Consider the following 18,341-nt stretch of genomic DNA (forward strand, 5'->3'; position numbering starts at 1 on the left):
GAAACCAGAGGAGGCGCTGGGGCTTGCTGCGTGCAGCGGGTGACCCCGTTCAGCGAGGCGAAACCGTGACCTTGTCGTCGGATTCGAGCAGCTTGCCGCTGGTGAGCTCACCGAAGGCGGCCAGGGGCCAGGTGGCGGCGGCCAGGGTGCTCTTGAAGGCCAGGGGCAGATCGATCTGGATCTCCTTCATGGTGGCGTCCTTGTCGCCGCGGATGGCGCGCAGGTAGTTGCGGCCCGCCCAGCCGATGCAACCGGCGATGTAGAGGAAGGCGATGCCCGGGATCATGAAGTCACCGGCGTGGTCCCAGCGACCGTCCACGATCAGGTGGGGCAGACCATCGGTGCCGCAAACGGCCTGGCTGTACATCGCAAAGCGGGCCTTGGCCTGATCGGTTTTGGCTCCAGCGGCACGCTGCTGGAAGCGGGCGTTTTCGGAGCAGGGGGTCAGGCCTGCCACATCGGCCTTGGCCACGGGAGCGAAGCCGAGGAGCAGGAAGGCTGAGAGCAGAACTGCGAACAGTCGGCGGGAAAAAAGACGGCGCATCAGACGCAAGGCCGCGGGGCAGGATGACACCACCGGACAGTACGGGAGCTGCTTAGGTCCAATGCCCACGGTTCTTGCCCTCGAAACAAGTTGTGACGAGTCAGCGGCAGCGATTGTGCGCGATCAGACGGTGCTGGCCAGCGCCGTGGCCTCCCAGGTGGAGGAGCACGCCCGCTGGGGTGGCGTGGTGCCGGAAATCGCCTCGCGGCGCCATGTGGAGGCCCTGCCCCAGTTGATCGAGCAGGTGTGCCGTGAGAGCGGTGTGGCCCTCGCGGAGCTCGATGGCATCGCCGCCACCGCTGCGCCCGGGTTGGTGGGGGCCCTGTTGGTGGCCTCGGTGACCGGCCGCACCCTGGCCCGCCTCCACGCCAAGCCCTTTGTGGCGGTGCATCACCTGGAGGGCCACCTCTGCTCAGTGCAGCTGGGTGAGCCGCTGCCGCCAGGGCCCTACCTGGTGCTGCTGGTGAGCGGTGGTCACACCGAGCTGCTGCGGGTGGATGGGCCGGGCCGCTACCAGCGCCTGGGCCGCAGCCACGACGACGCGGCCGGGGAGGCCTTCGACAAGGTGGCCCGGCTGCTGGGGCTGGGCTATCCGGGCGGTCCGGCGATTGAGGCCGCTGGCCGGGATGGCGATCCCCGCCGCTTCGCCCTGCCCAAGGGCCGGGTGTCGCGGCCGGAGGGGGGCTACTACCCCTACGACTTCAGCTTCAGCGGCCTCAAGACGGCGATGCTGCGCCAGGTGCGGGCTTTGGAAGCAACTCGGGATTCCGCCCCAGACACGGCCGCCGAGCCCTTGCCGCTGGCCGATCTGGCGGCCAGCTTCGAGCAGGTGGTGGCGGAGGTGCTGGTGGAGCGCAGTTGCCGCTGCGCCCGCGAGCAGGGGCTGGCCACCCTGGTGCTGGTGGGCGGGGTGGCCGCCAACCAGCGGTTGCGGGCCCTGCTGGAGGCGCGCTGCCAGCGGGATGGCCTGGCCTGGCGGGTGGCGCCGCTGGCCTACTGCACCGACAACGCCGCCATGATCGGCGTGGCAGCGGCCCAGCGCCTGCAAGGCGGCCAGAGCAGCTGTCTCGACCTGGGGGTGGCGGCGCGGTTGCCGCTGGAGCAGGCGGATCGGCTGTACGAACGGCAACCTTGCTTTTAATGCCCGTAGGCTGGGAGCCCTGCGGGATCGGTGTGGCGCCATGACCCCCCTCGACAGTGAGCGCGATCCCCACGCCGTTGCTGAACACGGCGTTGCTGAACACGGCGTTGCTGAACACGGCGTTGTTGAACACGACGTTGAACAGGTGACGCCGACCGAGCTCAACGCCTGGAGGCGCGGTTTCACTCCCCAGGCGGAGATCTGGAATGGCCGACTGGCCATGCTGGGGTTGTCGGTGGGCCTATCGGTGTTGCTGGTGGCCCGGCTGGCGAGCCACTGAGCGCGCCCCCACTTACGTGCGACCGCGCAGGGACTGGGCCAGTTCATTGGGCTTGAGGCTTTGGGCGATGGCGTCTTCGGCGGTGACTCGGCCGTCTTCGACCAGTTGTTGCAGCGACTGGTTGGCCGTCTGCATGCCATCGAAGCCGCTGCGCTTCATGATCTCCTCGATTTCGTCGAGTTCGCCCCGCTGGATGTAGTCCTTGCAGGCTTCGGTGTTGATCAGGATGTCGTGGAAGGCGGCCCGCTTGCCATCGGTGGTTTTCAGCAGCCCCTGGGCAATCACCCCCAGCAGCGATTCCGAAACGGCCCGCCGCACGCTGTCTTGCTCATTGGGGGGAACCATGCCGAGCACCCGTTCCACCGTCTTGACAGCGGAGTTGGTGTGCAGCGTGCCGAACACCAGGTGACCCGTCTGGGAGGCCTCGATGGCGGTGGCCAGGGTTTCCTGGTCGCGGATTTCTCCGATCAGGATCACGTCGGGGTCCTCGCGCAGGGCGGCGCGTAGAGCGTTCTGGAACACCTTGGTGTGCTGGCCCACTTCCCGCTGGCGGATCAACGACCGGCGGCTCTCGTGCACAAACTCCACCGGATCCTCAATCGTGAGGATGTGGCGGCTCATGTTGCGGTTGATCCAATCGATCATCGCCGCGAGGGTGGTGCTCTTGCCGGAGCCGGTGGGGCCCGTCACCAGCACCATTCCCTTGGGCCGCGCTGCCAGCTCTTTGAGCACCGGCGGCAGGTTGAGGTCTTCGAGGCTGGCGATGGTCTGAGGGATCAGCCGCAGCACCATCGCCGGGCCCCGCAGCGAATCCAGCAGGTTGATGCGCACCCGCACGAAGGGAAAGGCATGGGAGCCGTCGAATTCCTTGTCGCGTTGGAAGACGTCGATCTCGGCGGGGCTGAGCATCTCCCGCATCCAGCCGTTGAAGGTGGCCGCATCGGTGATCGGCCAGCCGGTGCCCGCCATCTCGCCCCGGGCCCGGTAGCGGGGCTCCTCGCCCACGCCCAGGTGCACGTCGGAGTGGCCCTTCTCGTTGGCGATGCGCACGATCTCTGCGAGGGCGCCGGGTTGGCTGCCGGTGTTGGCAGCAGCTGGGCGGGTGGCAGCGGGAACCTGGGGAGCTGCCGGCGGAAACGGTGACGGCGGGAAGGGGGAGGGGGGAAAGGGCGAGGTCGTCATCGGCGGCCACCGGGATCGCCCCAGCTTCGCCGCTGCAGCGGTTTCTGTCAGTCCCGGATCCCTCCCAGCAGCGTTCGTAGGATCCTCCTGTCTGCAGCGCTTTGGTGTCCAAGCCCCTTGTCACGATCGTGCTGGGCACCCGTCCGGAGGCCATCAAGCTGGCGCCGGTGATCCGGGCGTTTCAGCAGGCCGAGGATTTCCGCACCCGGGTGGTGCTCACCGGCCAGCACCGCGAGATGGTCAGCCAGGTGATGGGGCTGTTCGGCCTGACGGCCGACCACGACCTGGCCTTGATGGCCCCCAAGCAGACCCTCACCCACATCACCTGCGGCGCCTTGCAGGGTTTGAAGGAGGAGTTCACCGCCCATCGGCCCGATCTGGTGCTGGTGCAGGGCGATACCACCACGGCCTTTGCCTCGGCCCTGGCGGCCTTCTACGAGCAGATCCCGGTGGGCCATGTGGAGGCCGGGCTGCGCACCGACAACCTGCTCGACCCCTTCCCCGAGGAGGCCAACCGGCGGTTGATCTCCCAGCTGGCCCAGCTGCATTTCGCCCCCACGCCCCTGTCGGCAGCCAATTGCCGCGCCTCGGGCGTGGTGGGCACGGTGCTCACCACGGGCAACACGGTGATCGATGCCCTGCTGCTGATGGCGGAGCAGGCGCCGCCCTACCTGCTTCCCGGCCTCGATTTCGCCACCCAGCGGGTGATCCTGGCCACGGTGCATCGCCGCGAAAACTGGGGTGAGCGGCTGCAGCACATCGGCCGTGGCTTCCGCGAGCTGCTCGACCGCTACCCCGACACGGCCCTGCTACTGCCGCTGCACCGCAACCCCACCGTGCGCGAGCCCCTGCAGGCCCTGCTCGGCGACCATCCCCGCGCCTTCCTGGTGGAGCCGCTCGACTACGACCAGCTGGTGGCGGCGATGCGCGGCGCCACCCTGGTGCTGAGCGATTCCGGCGGGTTGCAGGAGGAGGCTCCATCGCTGGGCAAGCCGGTGCTGGTGCTGCGCCGCACCACCGAGCGGCCGGAGGCGGTGGAGGCCGGCACGGCCCGGTTGATTGGCACCGACAGCGCCGACATCGTGGCGGAAGCCAGCCGGCTGCTTGATGATCCCGCCGCCTACGAGGCCATGGCCCGGGCCCACAACCCCTTCGGCGACGGCCAGGCCTCAGGTCGGATCGTTGAGGCCGCCCGCACCTTCCTGGCTTAGGGGCGCTTCTTGGCCCAGGGCGGTAGGTCGATGAACACCCGGGTGCCGCTCTTGAGGCCCGAGAGGATCTGGGTGTTTTTGCCGCTGCTGATGCCGAGCTCCACCGGTTGGAAGTTGGGCTGGTTGTTCTTGCCCACCAGCAGCACCCCCGGCCGGCCCGACTCGGTCACGATCGCCACGGTGGGCACGAGGGTGTCGGCCTGCACCTGGCCGGTCTGGAAGCCCACGTCGGCGGTCATGCCGATGCGCAGCTGGGCGGTGTCGCCCACCAGGCGCAGCACCACATCGAAGGAGGTGACGTTGTTGAGCTTCACCGCCCGGGGCGTGATGCGCTTGACCCGCGCTTCAAAACGCTGGTCGGGAAAGGCATCCACCCGCACCGTGGCGCTTTGGCCCAGCCGCACCCGGCCGATGTCGCTTTCGGGCACCTTGGCCACCACCTCGAGGCCCTGGGCCAGCTCCACGATCGAGGAGCTGGTGGCACCGGCGGTGGCCGAGGCGGTGGTGGTGGGGGTCACAAACGCGCCGGGATCGGCGAAGCGCTGCGTCACCACCCCATCGAAGGGGGCGCGCACGATCAGGTCGGCTTGCTCCACCTGGCGTGCTTCAAGCCGCTGGCGGCTGGCCTGCATGGCGGCCTGGTCCACCAGGAAGGTGCTGCGCACGCTGTTGTAGTCGCTGAGGCTGATGGCGTTCTGGCGGTAGAGGCGCTCGTTGCGCTCCAGCTCGCTGCGGCTGCGCACCAGCTGGGCCTGGGCGGAGCGCAGCTGGGCTTGGAGCTCGGCCAGCCGGTCGTCGAGGTCGCCGCGATCCATGCGGGCCAGGGCCTGGCCTCGACGCACCGGATCGCCCTCCTCCACAAACAGCTTCTCGATCACCCCCTGGCGTTTGGGGCTCACATTCACCCGCTTTTCAGCCTCCAGCTCACCACTGGCACTCACCACGCCGGGCAGGTCGCCCGATTCGGCCAGCACGGTGTAGGGGGCGAGATTGGTGTTGCCGGCGCTGCGTTGGCGCTGCACCACGGCGAGGCCTCCCAACAGCACCAGCCCAGCGGCCGCAGCCGCCCACACGCGCCGTCGCTGCCAGCGCGGCCGGGGCGGCGGATTGGCGCTGGGGCTGGTGGCTGCTCCTGGAACCACGGACTGTCTGGACACGGCCGGCGATGGGATGAGGGTGGGAATCGGCCTGTGGGGCAGTGGCCTCCAGTTTCGCTGCTGGATGGCTTGACCTGCGGCCCGTAGATTTCAGCCATGCTCAAAGCCGGAATCGTCGGCCTGCCCAACGTGGGCAAGTCGACCCTGTTCAACGCCCTGGTGGCCAATGCCCAGGCCGAAGCCGCCAACTATCCCTTCTGCACGATCGAGCCCAACTCGGGCATTGTGTCGGTGCCGGATCCGCGCCTGCAGCAGCTCTCGGATCTGAGCCGCAGCAAGGAGATCATCCCCACCAAGGTGGAGTTTGTGGATATCGCCGGCCTGGTGAAAGGGGCCAGCCAGGGCGAAGGCCTGGGCAACAAATTTCTGGCCAACATCCGCGAGGTGGACGCGATCGTGCACGTGGTGCGTTGCTTCGACAACGACGACGTGATTCATGTGAGCGGCTCGGTAGGCCCGGCCCGCGATGCCGAGGTGATCAACCTGGAGCTGGGCCTGGCCGATCTGGCCCAGGTGGAGAAGCGGCGCGAGCGCCTGAAGAAACAGGTGCGCACCAGCAAGGAGGCCCAGGCTGAGGATGCCGCCCTCGAGCGCATTCAGGCGGTGCTGGAGGCCGGTGGTGCCGCCCGCAGCGTGAGCCTGAGCGAGGAGGAAGCCGTGATGGTGAAGCCCCTGGGCCTGCTCACCGCCAAGCCGATCATCTACGCCACCAACGTGAGCGAAGACGATCTGGCCAGCGGCAACGCCTACTGCGAGGAAGTGGCGGCCCTGGCGGTGAAGGAGGGCGCCGGCACGGTGCGGATCTCGGCCCAGGTGGAGGCCGAGCTGATCGAGCTGCCGGAGGAGGATCGCGCCGAATTCCTCGCCGGCCTGGGGGTGGAGGAGGGGGGCCTGCAGAGCCTGATCCGCGCCACCTACGCCCTGCTGGGCCTGCGCACGTATTTCACCACCGGTGAGAAGGAAACCCGCGCCTGGACCATCCAGGCCGGCATGACCGCCCCCCAGGCCGCCGGTGTGATCCACACCGACTTTGAGCGCGGCTTCATCCGTGCCCAGACCATCGGCACCCAGCAGCTGCTGGAGGCCGGTTCGCTGGCCGAAGCGCGCAACAAGGGCTGGCTGCGGGCCGAAGGCAAGGAGTATGTGGTGGCCGAGGGCGACGTGATGGAGTTTTTGTTCAACGTGTGAGGAGCCTGGAGCTGGCGGGTTTTCTCACGTTGAGGATTTTGTGCAGCTGTACAGAATCCCCCACAGTTTTTCGCTCCCATCACTGACCAGCCCATCCCGTTCGAGCCCTTAACGTCAGTCGCTGCTACCGGGGTGCTTCAGAATGGGAGAAAGAAGTCCTGTGGTGCCATGACGGATCCGGCCCAGCAACCCGCCCCCCACCACGACACCCCCCTCGACGTGCAGCACGATTTTGAGGTGCAGAAGGAGCTGCACCAGAAGATCCGCAACGATCCCGACTACGACGACTGGGAGTACGGCACCGAGCCCCTGCCCCACGAGGCCTGGGTGGCTAAGCACGCCCCCCAGGCGTCTCCTGAGCCGCCGGCCGCGGCCTGAGCCGCTTCACCAGGTTGAGCGCCGCCAGGCAGAGCAGGGTCATCACGATCCAGAGGCCGCCGGCGTGGCGCTGAGCATCGAGGGCCAGGCCGGCCAGCAGCGGCGCTGCCAGGGCGCTGAGGGCAAAGCACTGGGAAAACAGGGCCATGGCCAGCCCCTGGTGCTCGCGGGGGCTGAGCTCGATCACCGCTTCGGTGGCAATCGGCAGGAAGGCTGCCGCACCCAGGGCTAGCGGCAGCTGGGCCAGCAGCACCAGCCACAGGCCGAGGCTGCTCAGCGCCGAGAAGGCCAGCAGCACCGTGCCCGCCGCGAAGCAGGCCAGGCTGAGCCCCAGCCCATGGGCCACCGGCCGCTTCGCCAGGGCCTGCCCCACCGGCCACTGGATCAGCACCAGCAGCCCCAGCTGCAGGCCGACCAGCAGCGCCCCCAGGCTCTCGGGCATCGCCGCCCGCTCCAGTCCGCCGCGCACCAGATCCAGCGGCAGAGCGCTCTGCATCAGCGCCGGCAGCGACGTGGCCAGCAGGCTGATCGCCAGCACCGGCAGCAGCGGCGGCAGCCACTGGCGCCAGGGGGTTTGGTCGGCCGGATTGCTGCTGGGGGGTTCGGGCCGCGGCAGGGGCTGGCGCAGCAGCAGCACCACTACTGCTACCAGGCAGGCGATGTCCACCAAATAGATGCCCCGCAGCCGCCCGCCCGCCGCCAGCAGGGCTCCCAGCAGCGCCCCACCGGCGATGCCCGCCGCATCGGCGCTACGCGCCAACGCATAGCCCCGGGCCGACGGGATCGGTGCCGGCCCCATTCGGCAGCCCAGGGGCACCGCCAGCTCGATCGCCGGCCAGTAGAGCCCAGCGGCGATGCCCAGCATCAGTTGGCCCTGGATATAACCGCCGAAGGCGCTCGTGCCCAGCAGCCGAACATCGCCCAGCAGAGCCGCCACGGCCCCCAGCAGCACCGGGATCGAGCAGGGCAGCCCCCGGTCCAGCAGCGCGCCGCTCAGAAACCGTCCCACCGTGCCCGCCAGGGCCGCCAGCGCCAGCCCCTGGGTTACCGCCTGGGCGCTGAAGGCCTCCTGGTGAAACACGATCGGCGTCAGATACAGCACGCCACCGGCCCCCAGCGAGGCCACCAGCCGCACCAGGGCCACCTCCCGCAGGGCCTTTGGAAACTGGGCCAGCCAGGACAGGAGGCTTGGGCTCAGGCGGTGGGGTGGGCTCAAGCAACAGCGCAGTCAGTTGGGTTTCAGTCTGCTGCCGCGGCCCGGAGGGGGGAGACTGGAGCACCCATGCCGCTGGATTTGCGCCTCCCCTCGCCTTGCCGCCGGGCCGCCCTGGCCGGGTTGCCAGCCCTGCTGGCGGCGTGGGCCATGTGGGCCCCGGCACCGGTGCGGGCTGCCGAGGAGCTGAGGCTGCAACTCGATGGGCTGGAGGTGCCGATCGATCTGGTGGCGCTCGAGGCCTGGGCCCGCCAGCCCGACCAGGCCAGCCCGCCCGGAGCCGTGGGCGGCGATCTGGCCGTGTGGCTCAACCTGCTCGAGCCCACCAGTCGCCGCGACCTGATCCGCCTGCTGCAGGCGCCCTTGCTGCGCGATCGCAGTTTCGGCCTGGAGCTGATCAACAGCTGGACCGGCGAGCAGATGCTCAAGGAGGCCGGCACCCTGCTGACCACCCCAAATAGCCGCAGCACGGCGCCACTGCTGCTCAGCAGCCTGCGCCAGCTGCTGGAGCGTCAAAGCAGCGTGTCCAGTCTGGAGCTGTTGCGAGCCCTGCCGGTTCCCAGCGTCACCCTGCGCATCGACGGGTTGCTGGAGCTGGCCAGCCAGTGGCGCAGCCAGCTCCAGCGCCAGAACAGCGCCCTGGCCCAATTGCGCCAGCTGCCCCTGCCCCGGCGCAGCTCCCGGGCCCTGGCTTTCACCAACGTGGTGCGGCGCCACCCCCAGCGGCTGCAGTTGGCCGTGCCCCACCGGGTGACGCCCGTGCCGCTGGAACTCTGGCCTGCGCAGCAGGCCCGCCAGGGCCCTTGGGTGCTGCTGATGCCAGGCCTGGGCGGCAGCCCCGACCAGCTCAGTTGGCTGGCGGCCGCCCTGGCTGATCGCGGCTGGCCCGTGCTGGTGGTGGAGCATCCCGGCAGCGATCAGCAAGCCCTTCAGGCCTCCTTGCTCGGTGATGCACCGCCCCCCGGCGCCGAAACCCTGCCCCAGCGCCTGGCCGATCTGCAGGCTGTGTTCGATGCCCAGCGCGACGGCCAGCTGCCGCCGTTTGGTCCCGCGCCGGCCGGGGAGCAGGGAGTGGTGCTGATCGGCCATTCCCTCGGTGGGCTGGCGGCACTGATGGGTGCAGGTTTGGTGCCGGAGTTGGGTCTGGGCCGCCGCTGCGAACGCGCCCTGGCGTCGCTGCCGCTCACCAACCTGTCGCGGCTGCTGCAGTGCCAGCTGCCCCAGGTCACCGGCGATGGGGCTGCGAGCCCTGGCCTTTTGCCTGCAACGGCGTCCGCGTCGTCGCCCCTGCTGGGGGTGGTGGCCTTCAACGGCTTCGGCAGCCTGCTCTGGCCCTACCGGGGCCTGGAGGATCTCAATGTGCCGGTGCTGCTGGTGGGTGGCGGGCTAGATCTGGTCACGCCGCCGGAGCAGGAGCAGCTGGCGGTGTTCGCCGGGGCCCGCCACCCCCGCAGCCGCCTGGTGCTGGTGGAGGGCGCCAGCCACTTTTCGCCGGTTCGCATCGATAACCGTGGTGAAGTGTTGTTCCGCCTTGGCAATGAGCTGGTGGGCATCGAGCCCCTCAAGGTGCAGGCCCTGCTGCTCAACCTCACCACCGAATTCCTCCAGGGCCTGGAGCACCCGCTGCTGCTCTCGCCCCAGCGCCGCGACCAGGACGGCGTGCGCGCCTACGTGCTCGACCGCAATCAGGCCCGCCGCTGGCGCCAGCAGATTCCATTGCCTTGATCTTTCAGAAGCTGATGCGCGGGTCGAGCAGGGCCACCAGCGCATCCACCACCACCGTCACCAGCACCACCAGGCCCGCCACCACCACCACGATCCCCTGCACCAGGGGGTAGTCGCGCTGGGCGATCGCCTCCTGCAGCCGGAAGGCGATGCCGGGCCAGGAGTAGGTGACCTCGATCAGCAGCGCCCCGCCGATCAGCGACGCCACAGTGATGCCCGTGATCGTCAGCACCGGCAGCAGGGCGTTGGGCAGGGCGTGGCGCAGCACCACCCGGGCTTCGCCCAGGCCGCGGCTGCGGGCCGCTTCCACGTAGTCGGAGCTAAGGGCGCGGCGCAGGTTGAGCCGCAGCGCATTGGCGAAGATGCCGCTCAGCAGCACACCCAGGGTGGCCGCCGGCAGCACCAGATGCCGCACGCTGCCCACCAGCTGCTGCCACTGGCCCGTGGCCAGGCCGCTGCGCAGGCTGTCGAACAGGTAGAAGCCGCTGCCCTCCGGCGGCAGCAGCGTGGGCGGGAAGCGGCCCCCCACCGGCAGCCAGCCCAGCCACACCGCAAACACCAGCTGCACCACCATCGCCGCCCAGAAGGGCGGCAGGGCATAGGTGCCGATGCCGTAGAGGCGGCCAGCCAGATCGAGCTTCCCTTCGGGGCGGGCGATGCCGGAGAAGCCCACCGCCAGGCCCACCACGGCCGCCAGCAGCAGGGCCACCACCCCCAGCTCCAGGGAGGCCGGCAGGCTCTGGCGGATCACGTCGGTCACCGGTTGCTGGTTGGTGAGCGAGGCGCCCAGATCGCCGTGCAGCAGCTTGCTCAGGAAGGATCCGTATTGCTGCAGCAGCGGTTGGTCGAGGCCCAGCTGGGCCCGCAGGGCGGCGCGGGCGCTCTCGGGGGCGCGGGTGCCGAGCAGGGCATCGATCGGATCGCCCGGCGCCACCCGCAGCAGCAGGAACACCAGGCTGGCGATCAGCCACAGCATCACGGGCGCCAGGGCCAATCGGGCCGCCAGATAACGCAGCAGAGCGCGACGCCGGCTCATCGCACGCCACCTCCAGCCGTTGATGCGTTGGTGCGGCGCAGCTCTTGCAGTAGCAGCCGGCCGGAGCCATCGAAGCGGGGTTGGCTCACCTGGCGCTGGGCCCAGGCCCGCGGTGCCACCAGCCACACCGGCAGGTAGGGGTTGGCGGCAGCGGTTTGGCGCTGGATGCGGCGCAGCAGGGCCGTGCGCGCCGGACCCGCCAGGGCGGCGCTGCGCTCCAGCTCCTGCTGCAGCCCGGGCCGGCTCCAGAAGCTGCCGCTTGCGGCCGCGGCGCCCTTGCGGCAGCGCTCGCCTTCGGCCTGGTCGCAGCCCAGCAGCGGCACCAGGTAGTTGTCGGCGTCGGGGAAGTCGCCCATCCACTCCAGCAGGATCAGCGGGAAGGCACCATCGCCCAGCTGGCGGTAGGCGGTGGTGGCCTCCATGCCAGTCACCTCCAGGGCGACGCAATCGCCCAGATCCTGCCTCAGCTGGGCCTGCCAGGTGAGGGCAAACAACTTGTCGGCGGGCACGTTGGAGCGGAAGGTGAGCGGCAGGCTGAGCTGTTTGCCCTGGCAGTAGCCGGCCTGGCGGTAGAGCTGGCGCGCCTTGGCCGGGTTGTAGCCCGGCCAGGCGGTGGGATCGGCGCCTTTGAGGCTGGGGGGCACCAGGTCGTGCAGCGGCGGCCGCAGCCCAAGGGTCACCCGGCGGCTGATCGTGCTGCGATCAAGGCTGTAGGCCACGGCCTGGCGCAGGCGCGGATCGTTGAGCGGCGGCTGGTCGGTGAGCAGGGTGAGGTAGCCGATCTCCAGGGCTGGTCCGCTGCCCTCCCGCAACGCCCCTGCTGCCGCCCGCCGCCGCAGGGCCGCCTGCTGGTCGATCTCCAGGCTGGTGGAGAGCAGCACATCCACCTCGCCGCTCTGCAGGGCGCCGAACAGGGCGGTGGAGTTGCTCAGGGCCACCAGATCGATGCCGCCGTTGGCGGGCTTGGGCCCCCAGTAGCCGGCGAAGGGCTCCAGCCGCTGCTGCTGGTCGGTGAAGAAGCTGAGCCGGTAGGGCCCCGTGCCCACGAAGCGGTCGTTGAGGAAGCTGCGGCGGTGCTTGCGGTAGGCGCTGGGGGAGAGTGGCGTGAGATTCACGGCGCTGAGCAGCTCGGCCAGGGCGCTGTAGGGGCGCTTAAGGGTCAGCTCGATGGTGTGGGGCCCCACGGCCTGCACGCCGCTCACCCGATCGCCGAGCAGGTAGCTGAGCTTGCCGATCGCCAGGAACCGCTCAAGCGTGAACACCATCGCCGCCGCGTCAAACGGCGTGCCGTCGTGGAAGCGCACCCCCTGGCGCAGCTCCACCCGAGCGGTGAGGCCGTCGGCGCTGAGCTGGGGCAGGGCCACCGCCAGCCGCGGCTCCAGCTGGCCGCGGGGGTTGATCGCATACAGCGGATCGCCGATAGCGCTCAGCAGCTGCATGGCGCCGAAGGTGTAAGCGCCCGCGGGATCGACCGTGTCGATGCGGTTCTTGCTGGCCACCACCAGGCGGTTGCTGGCCTGGTGGGAGGCGTTGGTGCCTTGGCCGGGTTGGCAGCCCCCGAGGGAAAAACCTATCCCCAGGCCGGCCACCAGCAGGGCTGCAGCCTGGATGCGGTTCAGCCGCAGAGCGCGGGGCAAGGGGCGGCCGTCAAAGCGATGTCATTCAAGACCGATGGGGCCGGGCCGGACGCACCTGTTGCAGGGAAATTTCAAACACCTCCGAGCCCTGGCGGTCCAGGGGCCAGCGGCGCAGCCAGCAGCGGTCGTGATGGTCGTCGATGCCGATCACCTGGTAGAGCTGCTCATCGCTGCCGAGGTGCACGCAAGCGCCCTGGTGAAGGGCGGGTGCGGCAGTGGAGCAGGTGGGACCGGTCATAGGGGAAGGCGGCGATGGATGCCGAATGGATGGATGACGGGGCTGGAGGGTGGGAATCGGGACAGAGCAGTGAAGGGTTGTAGAGGGGGCCCTTTACACAACGCAATCCTGAGGGTCCTACGGGAGCTGAAACTGTTCGTGTCGCTACCAAGGCCGGCCTGGTGAGGGGATCGTCACAGTCACCGGGCGGGAAACGTCTTAATGATTGCTTCAGATTGATGCACCCACTGTGGCCTGTCATGGGGCCCTTCGCCCAGCGGGTGGCGATTTGCAGACCTGATGGCGTTGATCAGTCGCGAAATGGATTGACCACCGCCAGGTCAAGATCCTGAAAATGGCGCACGTTGCGTGTCGCCAACGAGGCGCAACGGGCCAAGGCAATGCCGGCGATCAGGGTGTCGCGCAGATCAACAGGTGTGCCCTTGGATTTGCGGTGCGCAGCCAGCTGCGCCGCCCTCTGGGCTGCCAATCCATCCAGTGGGGCAATTCTGCCCTGCACCAGTTGGCTCAGGAGCTGCTCCAGCCCCTGCTCAAGCTGGGTGCGGCGAGCACCCAGAGGCAGCGTGACCAGGCCGTAGCGCAGCTCAAACACCACAACACTGGGAAGCCACACCTCGTCAGCTGACTGCCCATCGAGCCAGCGCACAACATCCAGGTTGGGGCGGTTCTGCATCAGCGCAGACACCACATTGGTATCCAGCAAGATCATCGGCTTCCCGCAGGCTCATCCACGGAAATCGGCTGGTTCAGCCTCTTGGCCTTCCCATTGCGGAATCGCGTCGTCCAGCCCAAGGCCCGCAAACAGTGCGGCCATGCGGCTTCCGAGGCCCAGCCCCGCAGGCGTCGTGGCTGGGTCCTGATCTTGGGTTGCCTGGCTGAGGATCAGCCGCGCCTCCTCCTCCATGCTGCGGCCATGGCGTCGCGCGCGGAGGCGCAGGGCCTCCTTGACCGCTTCATCCAGGTTGCGCACCAAAAGCTGAGCCACCGCAGCCACGCTCCACTGCTATCACGATAGCGAGGCTGCTTCTACAGGGTGCGCAGGCAGGCGGCGATGGTGTGCACGCCTGCCAGGGCTTCGATGGCGGCGAGGGCCTGTCGGAAGTTGGCTTCGCACACGTCGTGGGTGATCACCACGATCTCGGCGTCGCCCGCGCTCTGGGTTTCGAACTGCACAATCGACTGGATCGACACGCCCGCTTCGCCGAAGCAGGTGCCGATCTTGCCGATCACGCCGGCCTCGTCACTGGTGCGCAGCCGCACGTAGTTGCGGTGGGTCGTCTCGGCGCTGTCCACCAGGCGGCAGGCCCGCCAGCTGCCCGCGGCCAGCAGGGGATCGAGGGGGGGCTTGGCTGAGCCTGCGGTGGCCTGGCGGATGCCGGCGATGTTGAGGATGTCGGCCACCACGGCGGAGGCGGTGGGGCCAGCGCCAGCTCCCGGGCCGTAAAACATCACCTGGCCCACCGGATCCCCCTCCACCAGGATCGCGTTGTTCACCCCGTTCACCCCGGCCAGCGGATGGGCTTTGGGCAGCAGGGTGGGATGCACGCGCACATCCAGCAGCTGTTCGGTCTGGGCGCTGGTTGGGGCTTCGGCGCTGGGCATGGCCTGGGCCACCGCCAGCAGCTTCACCACGTAGCCCAGCTGGGCGGCATAGGCCACGTCGCGGGCCTCCAGCCGATCGATGCCTTCGGTGGGGATGGCGGCCCGGGGCACGCTGCCGCCGTAGGCCAGGCCCGCCAGGATGGCGATCTTGTCGGCGGCGTCGCCGCCTTGCACATCAGCGGCGGGATCGGCTTCGGCGTAGCCCAGGCTCTGGGCCTCGGCCAGCACATCGGAGTAGGCGGCGCCCTCGGCCGCCATGCGGCTGAGGATGTAGTTGGTGGTGCCGTTGATGATCCCGCTTACCCGCTGGATGCGGTTGGCACCCAAGGACTGCTTGAGCGGCTCGATGATCGGTATGCCGCCACCCACGGCCGCTTCGATCAGCACATACACGCCCTGCTTGGCGGCGGCCGCGGCGATCTCCTCGCCGTAGCGGGCGATCACGGCCTTGTTGGCGGTCACCACCGGCTTGCCGGCGGCGATCGCCCGCAGGATCAGGGAGCGGGCCGGCTCCAGCCCACCCATCACCTCCACCACGATGTCCACGGCGGGGTCATCGATCACCGCCTCCGGGTTGGTGGTGAGTAGCTCAGCTGCCAGCTCCACGGGCCGCGGCCGGGCCAGGTCGCGCACCGCCACTCGACGCAGGTCCAGTTCTGCCACCAGCGGATGGCGCCCCGAGGGGGTCGCCAGGATTCCGGCCACGCCTGCCCCCACCGTGCCGAGGCCGAGCAAGCCGATGCCGATGGTCATGCGCTGGGGGATTGCAGTGCGGCGATCCTAGAAATCAGCCCGCCTGTGACGAAATCAGGCCGCCAGCGCCTGGGCCTGGGCCTGCATCAGCCGCAGGATGTTGAGGAAGCCGTTGGCCCGCGACGGCGTGAGGCTGGCCTGCAGACCGGTGGCGGCGATGAAGGCTGGATCGATGGCGGTGGCCTGCTCGGGCGTCAGCCCCTGCAGTCCTTGGATCAGCAGGGCCAGCAGCCCCTTGGTGATCGCCGCATCGGAATCGCCGCGCCAGTGGAGCTTGCCGTCCACCAGTTCCCCCACCACAAACACCTGGGAGACACAGCCCTTCACCTTGAAGGCGTCGTGGCGAAATTCTTCCGGAAGGGGCTCGAGCTTCTTGGCCAGCCACAGCACGTATTCGTAGCGCCGCCGGGGATCGGCCGTGCCGGCCAAACGCGCCACGATCTGGTCGAGGGCAGGGCTGCCGGTGGGGGCTGCTGCCATCAGCGGCGTCCGGTGCGCCGGCCGCGGCGCCAGGCCAGCGTCCCACCCATGGCTCCAACGCCCAGGACACCAACGCCCAAGACACCACCGCTGCCGCTGAAGGCCAGCGGCTGCCAGCCAGCGGCGCGTGAGCTGGTGGTGGTGGGGCTGGCGCCGGGCACTTCCAGGTAGTCGCGGTGCCCAGGACCCTTGTCCACCTGCACTTCCCAGGCGGCGTTGGCCCCTGGGGGCAGGCGGAAGCGCAGCTGGCCGTTGGCGTCGGTGCGGCCTACGTCGATCGGGGTGCCGCCCGGTGGCACCAGCCGCACCACCGCATCATCGGCCGGTTCGCCGTTGCCGAAGCGGCTGTCGAGCACCAATTGGTCGGTGAGGCTGCTCAATCGCTCGAGGCTGCTTTCCAGGGCATGGCTGTGGGCCGGGGCTGGCCCAATCAGCAGGGCTGCAACCGCCGCGAGGCTGCTGGCGGCGGTGAAGCCGACCACTGGATGGAGCAGGGTCATGGCTGGATCAGGACGCTTTCCAGCGACTATCGCTGCTTTTGCCGGCTTGCACCATCCGCACCATCGAGCTCACCATCATCGAGAGGGCGTCGTTGCTCTGGCCCCGCTCCTGCAGTTCAGCGGCCAGCACCTGCTCAGGGGCTGAGGCGTGGCTGCTGGGGATGCGCGACGCAGACAGGTCCAAAGCGGTGCTGGAAGAATGGTTTTGATCCTGGCAAACGGGGGCAGCTACTGCGCCGCTCGTGAAGCCTTTGTTGAACAAGTTGTTCAACAACATGTTCCACCGGTTTAACACCGAGGCGCGGGATCGAGCCAGTCGGGCCCGTTTTCATCCAGCCAGCCCTGCAGCGGCACGTCCCAGGGGTCGCGGGGCAGTTGCTCCACCCGGCAGCCCCGGGGCAGCACAGCCAGCGCCGGCACCCGCGCCCAGGCCGGATTGGCTCGCAGCCGGTCGTACCAGCCGCCGCCATAACCGAGCCGAATCCCGGCAGCGTCGCAGGCCAGGGCCGGAATCAGCAGCAGGCCCAGCATCTCCGGGTCCAGCCCGCCCCCTCCCAGCCCGCCAGCGCTCAGCTCTCCTGCTGGGGCGGGGATACCGCAGCCATCGGGCGCCAAGGCCTCTGCGTCGTGCCAGGGCCGGTACACCAGTTGGGAATCACCATCCCCTGCGGCGTGGGTGATGGCCGGCAGGGCGACCCGGCCGGGCAGCAGGCTCCGCAGGACCCGCAGATCCACCTCGCCGGGCAGGGGCCAGTAGAGCCCCAGGAGCTGATCCGGGGCCAGCAGCCCGGGCACGTGCCGCAGCGCTTGGGCCTCGATAGCGGGCTGTGCCGCCGGCAGCAGGGCCTGGCGCTGGGCGCGGAACTGCCGCCGCAGCGTGGCTTTGGTGCTGGCGGTGGCGTCATCCGCGGCGCTCATCGCTGGAACCAGCCCGTCAGGGCGGCGGCGAGGGCGTCGGCGGCGTCATCGGGCCGGGGTGGGGTGTCGAGGTTGAGCTCGCGCATCACCGCCTCAAGCACCTCGTCTTTCTGGGCATGGCCGTGGCCGGTGAGGGCCTGCTTGATCTGCATCGGCGGAAACTCCACCACCGGCACCTTGAAGCGCGCCAGGGTCATCATCAGCACGCCGCGGGCCTGCACCACGGCGATGGTGGTGCTGGAGCGGTAGAAGAAAAACTTCTCCACCACCGCCAGCTCGGGCCGCCAGGTGCGGATCAGCACCCGCAGGTCGCGGGCGATCTCCACCATCCGCTCCCCCTCGCTGCGGCCGGGCTCGGTGCGCAGGATGCCGCAATCGAGCAGCGCCTGGCGGCCGCTGCGGCCCCGCTCGCTCTCCACCTCGATCACCCCGTAGCCCACGCGGGCCAGGCCGGGATCGATGCCGAGGATGCGCATGGCTCAGTCCTCGGGGCTGAGTCGGTACGGAACTCGCACACCGCCGAGGGACTCCGGGAAATCGCGGGCGTTGCGGGTCACCAGCTGCAGGCGATGGCAGCGCGCCGTAGCGAGGATGATGGCGTCAGGGATTTTCAGGCCCAGGCTGCGGCCGCAGGCCACCGCCTCCCGGGCGATGGCCTGGGTCAGCTCCAGGCGCGGAAAGCTGCTCAGCCAGGGTTCCACGGCGCCCAATTCGTCATCGCGGCAGCCCACCAGGATTTCCATCCAGCTGATCACGCTGATCGAGGCAGCCCCGGCGTGGGTTTCGATCCAGGCGAGGGCCTGGGCTTCCCCGCGTAAGAGATCGATCAGGATGTTGGAGTCGAGCAGCAGCCCTGCAGCTGCAATCCCAGCGGCCACGTCAGCGCTCCCATTGGCTGCGTAGCGCCCGCTCCAGGCTCAGGGAATCTTCCGGGCGGTTGCGCCACAGGCCAAAGACGCTCTGGTGCTGAACGCCCTGGTGGTCCAGCCAGCTGCGCAGGGCCTGGCGCAGGCCTTCGGCGCGGGACAGACCGCGCTGGCGGCAGAGGCTGTCGAGCCGTTCCCGATCGGCATCGGGCAGATCGATGATCGTGCGCATCGGGCCCGCGCCTCCGCGGTCAAGATTGATATCGACATCATATGCCGTTATCAATGCCGG

General features: G+C 69.2%; 23 protein-coding genes. 6 read left to right on the forward strand and 17 right to left on the reverse strand.

Annotated features, from left to right (window positions below; translation table 11 throughout):
- Window positions 1-49 precede the first annotated feature (49 nt).
- Window positions 50-544, reverse strand: a complete 495-nt coding sequence (locus KBY57_RS05090; RefSeq protein ID WP_254994796.1) for a Photosystem I reaction center subunit III — start codon at window positions 542-544, stop codon at window positions 50-52.
- Window positions 545-605: 61 nt separating this feature from the next.
- Here KBY57_RS05090 and tsaD point away from each other — a divergent pair, with 61 nt between their 5' ends.
- The gene (gene tsaD / locus KBY57_RS05095) at window positions 606-1,685 is read left to right on the forward strand and encodes a tRNA (adenosine(37)-N6)-threonylcarbamoyltransferase complex transferase subunit TsaD (RefSeq protein ID WP_254994797.1); all 1,080 of its coding nucleotides are present in this window, start codon (window positions 606-608) and stop codon (window positions 1,683-1,685) included.
- Between the two features lie 40 nt (window positions 1,686-1,725).
- Window positions 1,726-1,965 (forward strand): high light inducible protein, encoded by a 240-nt coding sequence (locus KBY57_RS14250; protein ID WP_254994885.1) that lies wholly within the window; start codon window positions 1,726-1,728, stop codon window positions 1,963-1,965.
- 12 nt (window positions 1,966-1,977) lie between these two features.
- On the opposite strand, the gene KBY57_RS05105 is transcribed toward KBY57_RS14250, so the two are convergent.
- On the reverse strand, window positions 1,978-3,147 hold the full coding sequence (locus KBY57_RS05105) for a type IV pilus twitching motility protein PilT (protein ID WP_254994798.1): 1,170 nt from the start codon (window positions 3,145-3,147) through the stop codon (window positions 1,978-1,980).
- 101 nt (window positions 3,148-3,248) lie between these two features.
- On the opposite strand from KBY57_RS05105, the gene wecB reads away from it, so the two are divergent.
- Entirely contained in the window at window positions 3,249-4,358 is a 1,110-nt protein-coding gene (wecB, locus tag KBY57_RS05110; RefSeq protein WP_254994799.1) for a non-hydrolyzing UDP-N-acetylglucosamine 2-epimerase, read from the forward strand.
- Here wecB and KBY57_RS05115 read toward each other — a convergent pair.
- Window positions 4,355-5,515, reverse strand: a complete 1,161-nt coding sequence (locus tag KBY57_RS05115; RefSeq protein WP_254994801.1) for an efflux RND transporter periplasmic adaptor subunit — start codon at window positions 5,513-5,515, stop codon at window positions 4,355-4,357. The two genes, wecB and KBY57_RS05115, sit on opposite strands and share 4 nt — an antisense overlap.
- A 96-nt stretch (window positions 5,516-5,611) precedes the next feature.
- Here KBY57_RS05115 and ychF point away from each other — a divergent pair, with 96 nt between their 5' ends.
- On the forward strand, window positions 5,612-6,703 hold the full coding sequence (gene ychF, locus KBY57_RS05120; protein WP_254994802.1) for a redox-regulated ATPase YchF: 1,092 nt from the start codon (window positions 5,612-5,614) through the stop codon (window positions 6,701-6,703).
- Between the two features lie 168 nt (window positions 6,704-6,871).
- Complete coding sequence (locus KBY57_RS05125; RefSeq protein ID WP_254994803.1) at window positions 6,872-7,081, forward strand: hypothetical protein; 210 nt, start codon at window positions 6,872-6,874, stop codon at window positions 7,079-7,081.
- On the opposite strand, the gene KBY57_RS05130 is transcribed toward KBY57_RS05125, so the two are convergent.
- A complete protein-coding gene (locus KBY57_RS05130; RefSeq protein WP_261356664.1) occupies window positions 7,035-8,297 on the reverse strand; it encodes an MFS transporter in 1,263 nt (420 codons plus the stop codon). The two genes, KBY57_RS05125 and KBY57_RS05130, sit on opposite strands and share 47 nt — an antisense overlap.
- Before the next feature lie 66 nt (window positions 8,298-8,363).
- Here KBY57_RS05130 and KBY57_RS05135 point away from each other — a divergent pair, with 66 nt between their 5' ends.
- Window positions 8,364-10,019: an alpha/beta hydrolase gene (locus KBY57_RS05135; RefSeq protein WP_254994805.1), complete on the forward strand. Its 1,656-nt coding sequence runs from the start codon at window positions 8,364-8,366 to the stop codon at window positions 10,017-10,019.
- A gap of 4 nt (window positions 10,020-10,023) precedes the next feature.
- On the opposite strand, the gene KBY57_RS05140 is transcribed toward KBY57_RS05135, so the two are convergent.
- The 13 genes from KBY57_RS05140 to KBY57_RS05200 all read right to left on the reverse strand — a co-directional run bounded on the left by KBY57_RS05140 (window position 10,024) and on the right by KBY57_RS05200 (window position 18,281).
- A complete protein-coding gene (locus KBY57_RS05140; protein ID WP_254994806.1) occupies window positions 10,024-11,055 on the reverse strand; it encodes an ABC transporter permease in 1,032 nt (343 codons plus the stop codon).
- A complete protein-coding gene (locus KBY57_RS05145) occupies window positions 11,052-12,692 on the reverse strand; it encodes an ABC transporter substrate-binding protein (protein ID WP_254994808.1) in 1,641 nt (546 codons plus the stop codon). The genes KBY57_RS05140 and KBY57_RS05145 overlap by 4 nt, the downstream gene beginning before the upstream one ends.
- 25 nt (window positions 12,693-12,717) lie before the next feature.
- Entirely contained in the window at window positions 12,718-12,930 is a 213-nt protein-coding gene (locus tag KBY57_RS05150) for a hypothetical protein (RefSeq protein ID WP_094559746.1), read from the reverse strand.
- A 289-nt stretch (window positions 12,931-13,219) separates the two neighbouring features.
- Window positions 13,220-13,639 carry a type II toxin-antitoxin system VapC family toxin gene (locus KBY57_RS05155; protein ID WP_254994810.1) on the reverse strand — a complete coding sequence of 140 codons (420 nt, stop codon included), beginning with the start codon at window positions 13,637-13,639 and terminating at the stop codon, window positions 13,220-13,222.
- A gap of 15 nt (window positions 13,640-13,654) precedes the next feature.
- The gene (locus KBY57_RS05160; RefSeq protein WP_254994877.1) at window positions 13,655-13,900 is read right to left on the reverse strand and encodes a FitA-like ribbon-helix-helix domain-containing protein; all 246 of its coding nucleotides are present in this window, start codon (window positions 13,898-13,900) and stop codon (window positions 13,655-13,657) included.
- A gap of 56 nt (window positions 13,901-13,956) precedes the next feature.
- The gene (locus KBY57_RS05165) at window positions 13,957-15,285 is read right to left on the reverse strand and encodes a homoserine dehydrogenase (RefSeq protein WP_254994811.1); all 1,329 of its coding nucleotides are present in this window, start codon (window positions 15,283-15,285) and stop codon (window positions 13,957-13,959) included.
- A 54-nt stretch (window positions 15,286-15,339) separates the two neighbouring features.
- Window positions 15,340-15,765 carry a SufE family protein gene (locus tag KBY57_RS05170; protein WP_254994812.1) on the reverse strand — a complete coding sequence of 142 codons (426 nt, stop codon included), beginning with the start codon at window positions 15,763-15,765 and terminating at the stop codon, window positions 15,340-15,342.
- The gene (locus KBY57_RS05175) at window positions 15,765-16,265 is read right to left on the reverse strand and encodes a hypothetical protein (protein WP_254994813.1); all 501 of its coding nucleotides are present in this window, start codon (window positions 16,263-16,265) and stop codon (window positions 15,765-15,767) included. Before KBY57_RS05175 ends, KBY57_RS05170 begins: the two co-directional genes overlap by 1 nt.
- 7 nt (window positions 16,266-16,272) lie before the next feature.
- Complete coding sequence (locus KBY57_RS05180; protein WP_254994814.1) at window positions 16,273-16,449, reverse strand: hypothetical protein; 177 nt, start codon at window positions 16,447-16,449, stop codon at window positions 16,273-16,275.
- Between the two features lie 104 nt (window positions 16,450-16,553).
- Window positions 16,554-17,183: a 5-formyltetrahydrofolate cyclo-ligase gene (locus KBY57_RS05185; protein ID WP_254994815.1), complete on the reverse strand. Its 630-nt coding sequence runs from the start codon at window positions 17,181-17,183 to the stop codon at window positions 16,554-16,556.
- Window positions 17,180-17,659, reverse strand: a complete 480-nt coding sequence (ruvC, locus tag KBY57_RS05190) for a crossover junction endodeoxyribonuclease RuvC (protein WP_094559752.1) — start codon at window positions 17,657-17,659, stop codon at window positions 17,180-17,182. The genes KBY57_RS05185 and ruvC overlap by 4 nt, the downstream gene beginning before the upstream one ends.
- Window positions 17,660-17,662: 3 nt before the next feature.
- Window positions 17,663-18,061, reverse strand: coding sequence for a type II toxin-antitoxin system VapC family toxin (locus KBY57_RS05195; protein ID WP_254994816.1), 399 nt, complete (start codon window positions 18,059-18,061; stop codon window positions 17,663-17,665).
- A 1-nt stretch (window position 18,062) separates the two neighbouring features.
- On the reverse strand, window positions 18,063-18,281 hold the full coding sequence (locus KBY57_RS05200; RefSeq protein WP_254994818.1) for a CopG family transcriptional regulator: 219 nt from the start codon (window positions 18,279-18,281) through the stop codon (window positions 18,063-18,065).
- Window positions 18,282-18,341: the final 60 nt, after the last annotated feature.

It is taken from the genome of Cyanobium sp. Aljojuca 7D2 (assembly GCF_024346415.1).
Taxonomy (GTDB): Bacteria; Cyanobacteriota; Cyanobacteriia; order PCC-6307; family Cyanobiaceae; genus Cyanobium_A.

What these genes read in the sequence shown, in the direction of transcription:
- ychF (WP_254994802.1), top strand. Translation starts at nt 5,612, where the DNA reads ATGCTCAAAGCCGGAATCGTCGGCCTGCCCAACGTGGGCAAGTCGACC.
- KBY57_RS05140 (WP_254994806.1), bottom strand. Translation starts at nt 11,055, where the DNA reads ATGAGCCGGCGTCGCGCTCTGCTGCGTTATCTGGCGGCCCGATTGGCC.
- ruvC (WP_094559752.1), bottom strand. Translation starts at nt 17,659, where the DNA reads ATGCGCATCCTCGGCATCGATCCCGGCCTGGCCCGCGTGGGCTACGGG.
- KBY57_RS05175 (WP_254994813.1), bottom strand. Translation starts at nt 16,265, where the DNA reads ATGACCCTGCTCCATCCAGTGGTCGGCTTCACCGCCGCCAGCAGCCTC.
- KBY57_RS05090 (WP_254994796.1), bottom strand. Translation starts at nt 544, where the DNA reads ATGCGCCGTCTTTTTTCCCGCCGACTGTTCGCAGTTCTGCTCTCAGCC.
- KBY57_RS05150 (WP_094559746.1), bottom strand. Translation starts at nt 12,930, where the DNA reads ATGACCGGTCCCACCTGCTCCACTGCCGCACCCGCCCTTCACCAGGGC.
- KBY57_RS05155 (WP_254994810.1), bottom strand. Translation starts at nt 13,639, where the DNA reads ATGATCTTGCTGGATACCAATGTGGTGTCTGCGCTGATGCAGAACCGC.
- KBY57_RS05165 (WP_254994811.1), bottom strand. Translation starts at nt 15,285, where the DNA reads ATGACCATCGGCATCGGCTTGCTCGGCCTCGGCACGGTGGGGGCAGGC.
- KBY57_RS05185 (WP_254994815.1), bottom strand. Translation starts at nt 17,183, where the DNA reads ATGAGCGCCGCGGATGACGCCACCGCCAGCACCAAAGCCACGCTGCGG.
- KBY57_RS14250 (WP_254994885.1), top strand. Translation starts at nt 1,726, where the DNA reads ATGACCCCCCTCGACAGTGAGCGCGATCCCCACGCCGTTGCTGAACAC.
- KBY57_RS05200 (WP_254994818.1), bottom strand. Translation starts at nt 18,281, where the DNA reads ATGCGCACGATCATCGATCTGCCCGATGCCGATCGGGAACGGCTCGAC.
- KBY57_RS05105 (WP_254994798.1), bottom strand. Translation starts at nt 3,147, where the DNA reads ATGACGACCTCGCCCTTTCCCCCCTCCCCCTTCCCGCCGTCACCGTTT.
- KBY57_RS05125 (WP_254994803.1), top strand. Translation starts at nt 6,872, where the DNA reads ATGACGGATCCGGCCCAGCAACCCGCCCCCCACCACGACACCCCCCTC.
- KBY57_RS05135 (WP_254994805.1), top strand. Translation starts at nt 8,364, where the DNA reads ATGCCGCTGGATTTGCGCCTCCCCTCGCCTTGCCGCCGGGCCGCCCTG.
- tsaD (WP_254994797.1), top strand. Translation starts at nt 606, where the DNA reads ATGCCCACGGTTCTTGCCCTCGAAACAAGTTGTGACGAGTCAGCGGCA.
- KBY57_RS05170 (WP_254994812.1), bottom strand. Translation starts at nt 15,765, where the DNA reads ATGGCAGCAGCCCCCACCGGCAGCCCTGCCCTCGACCAGATCGTGGCG.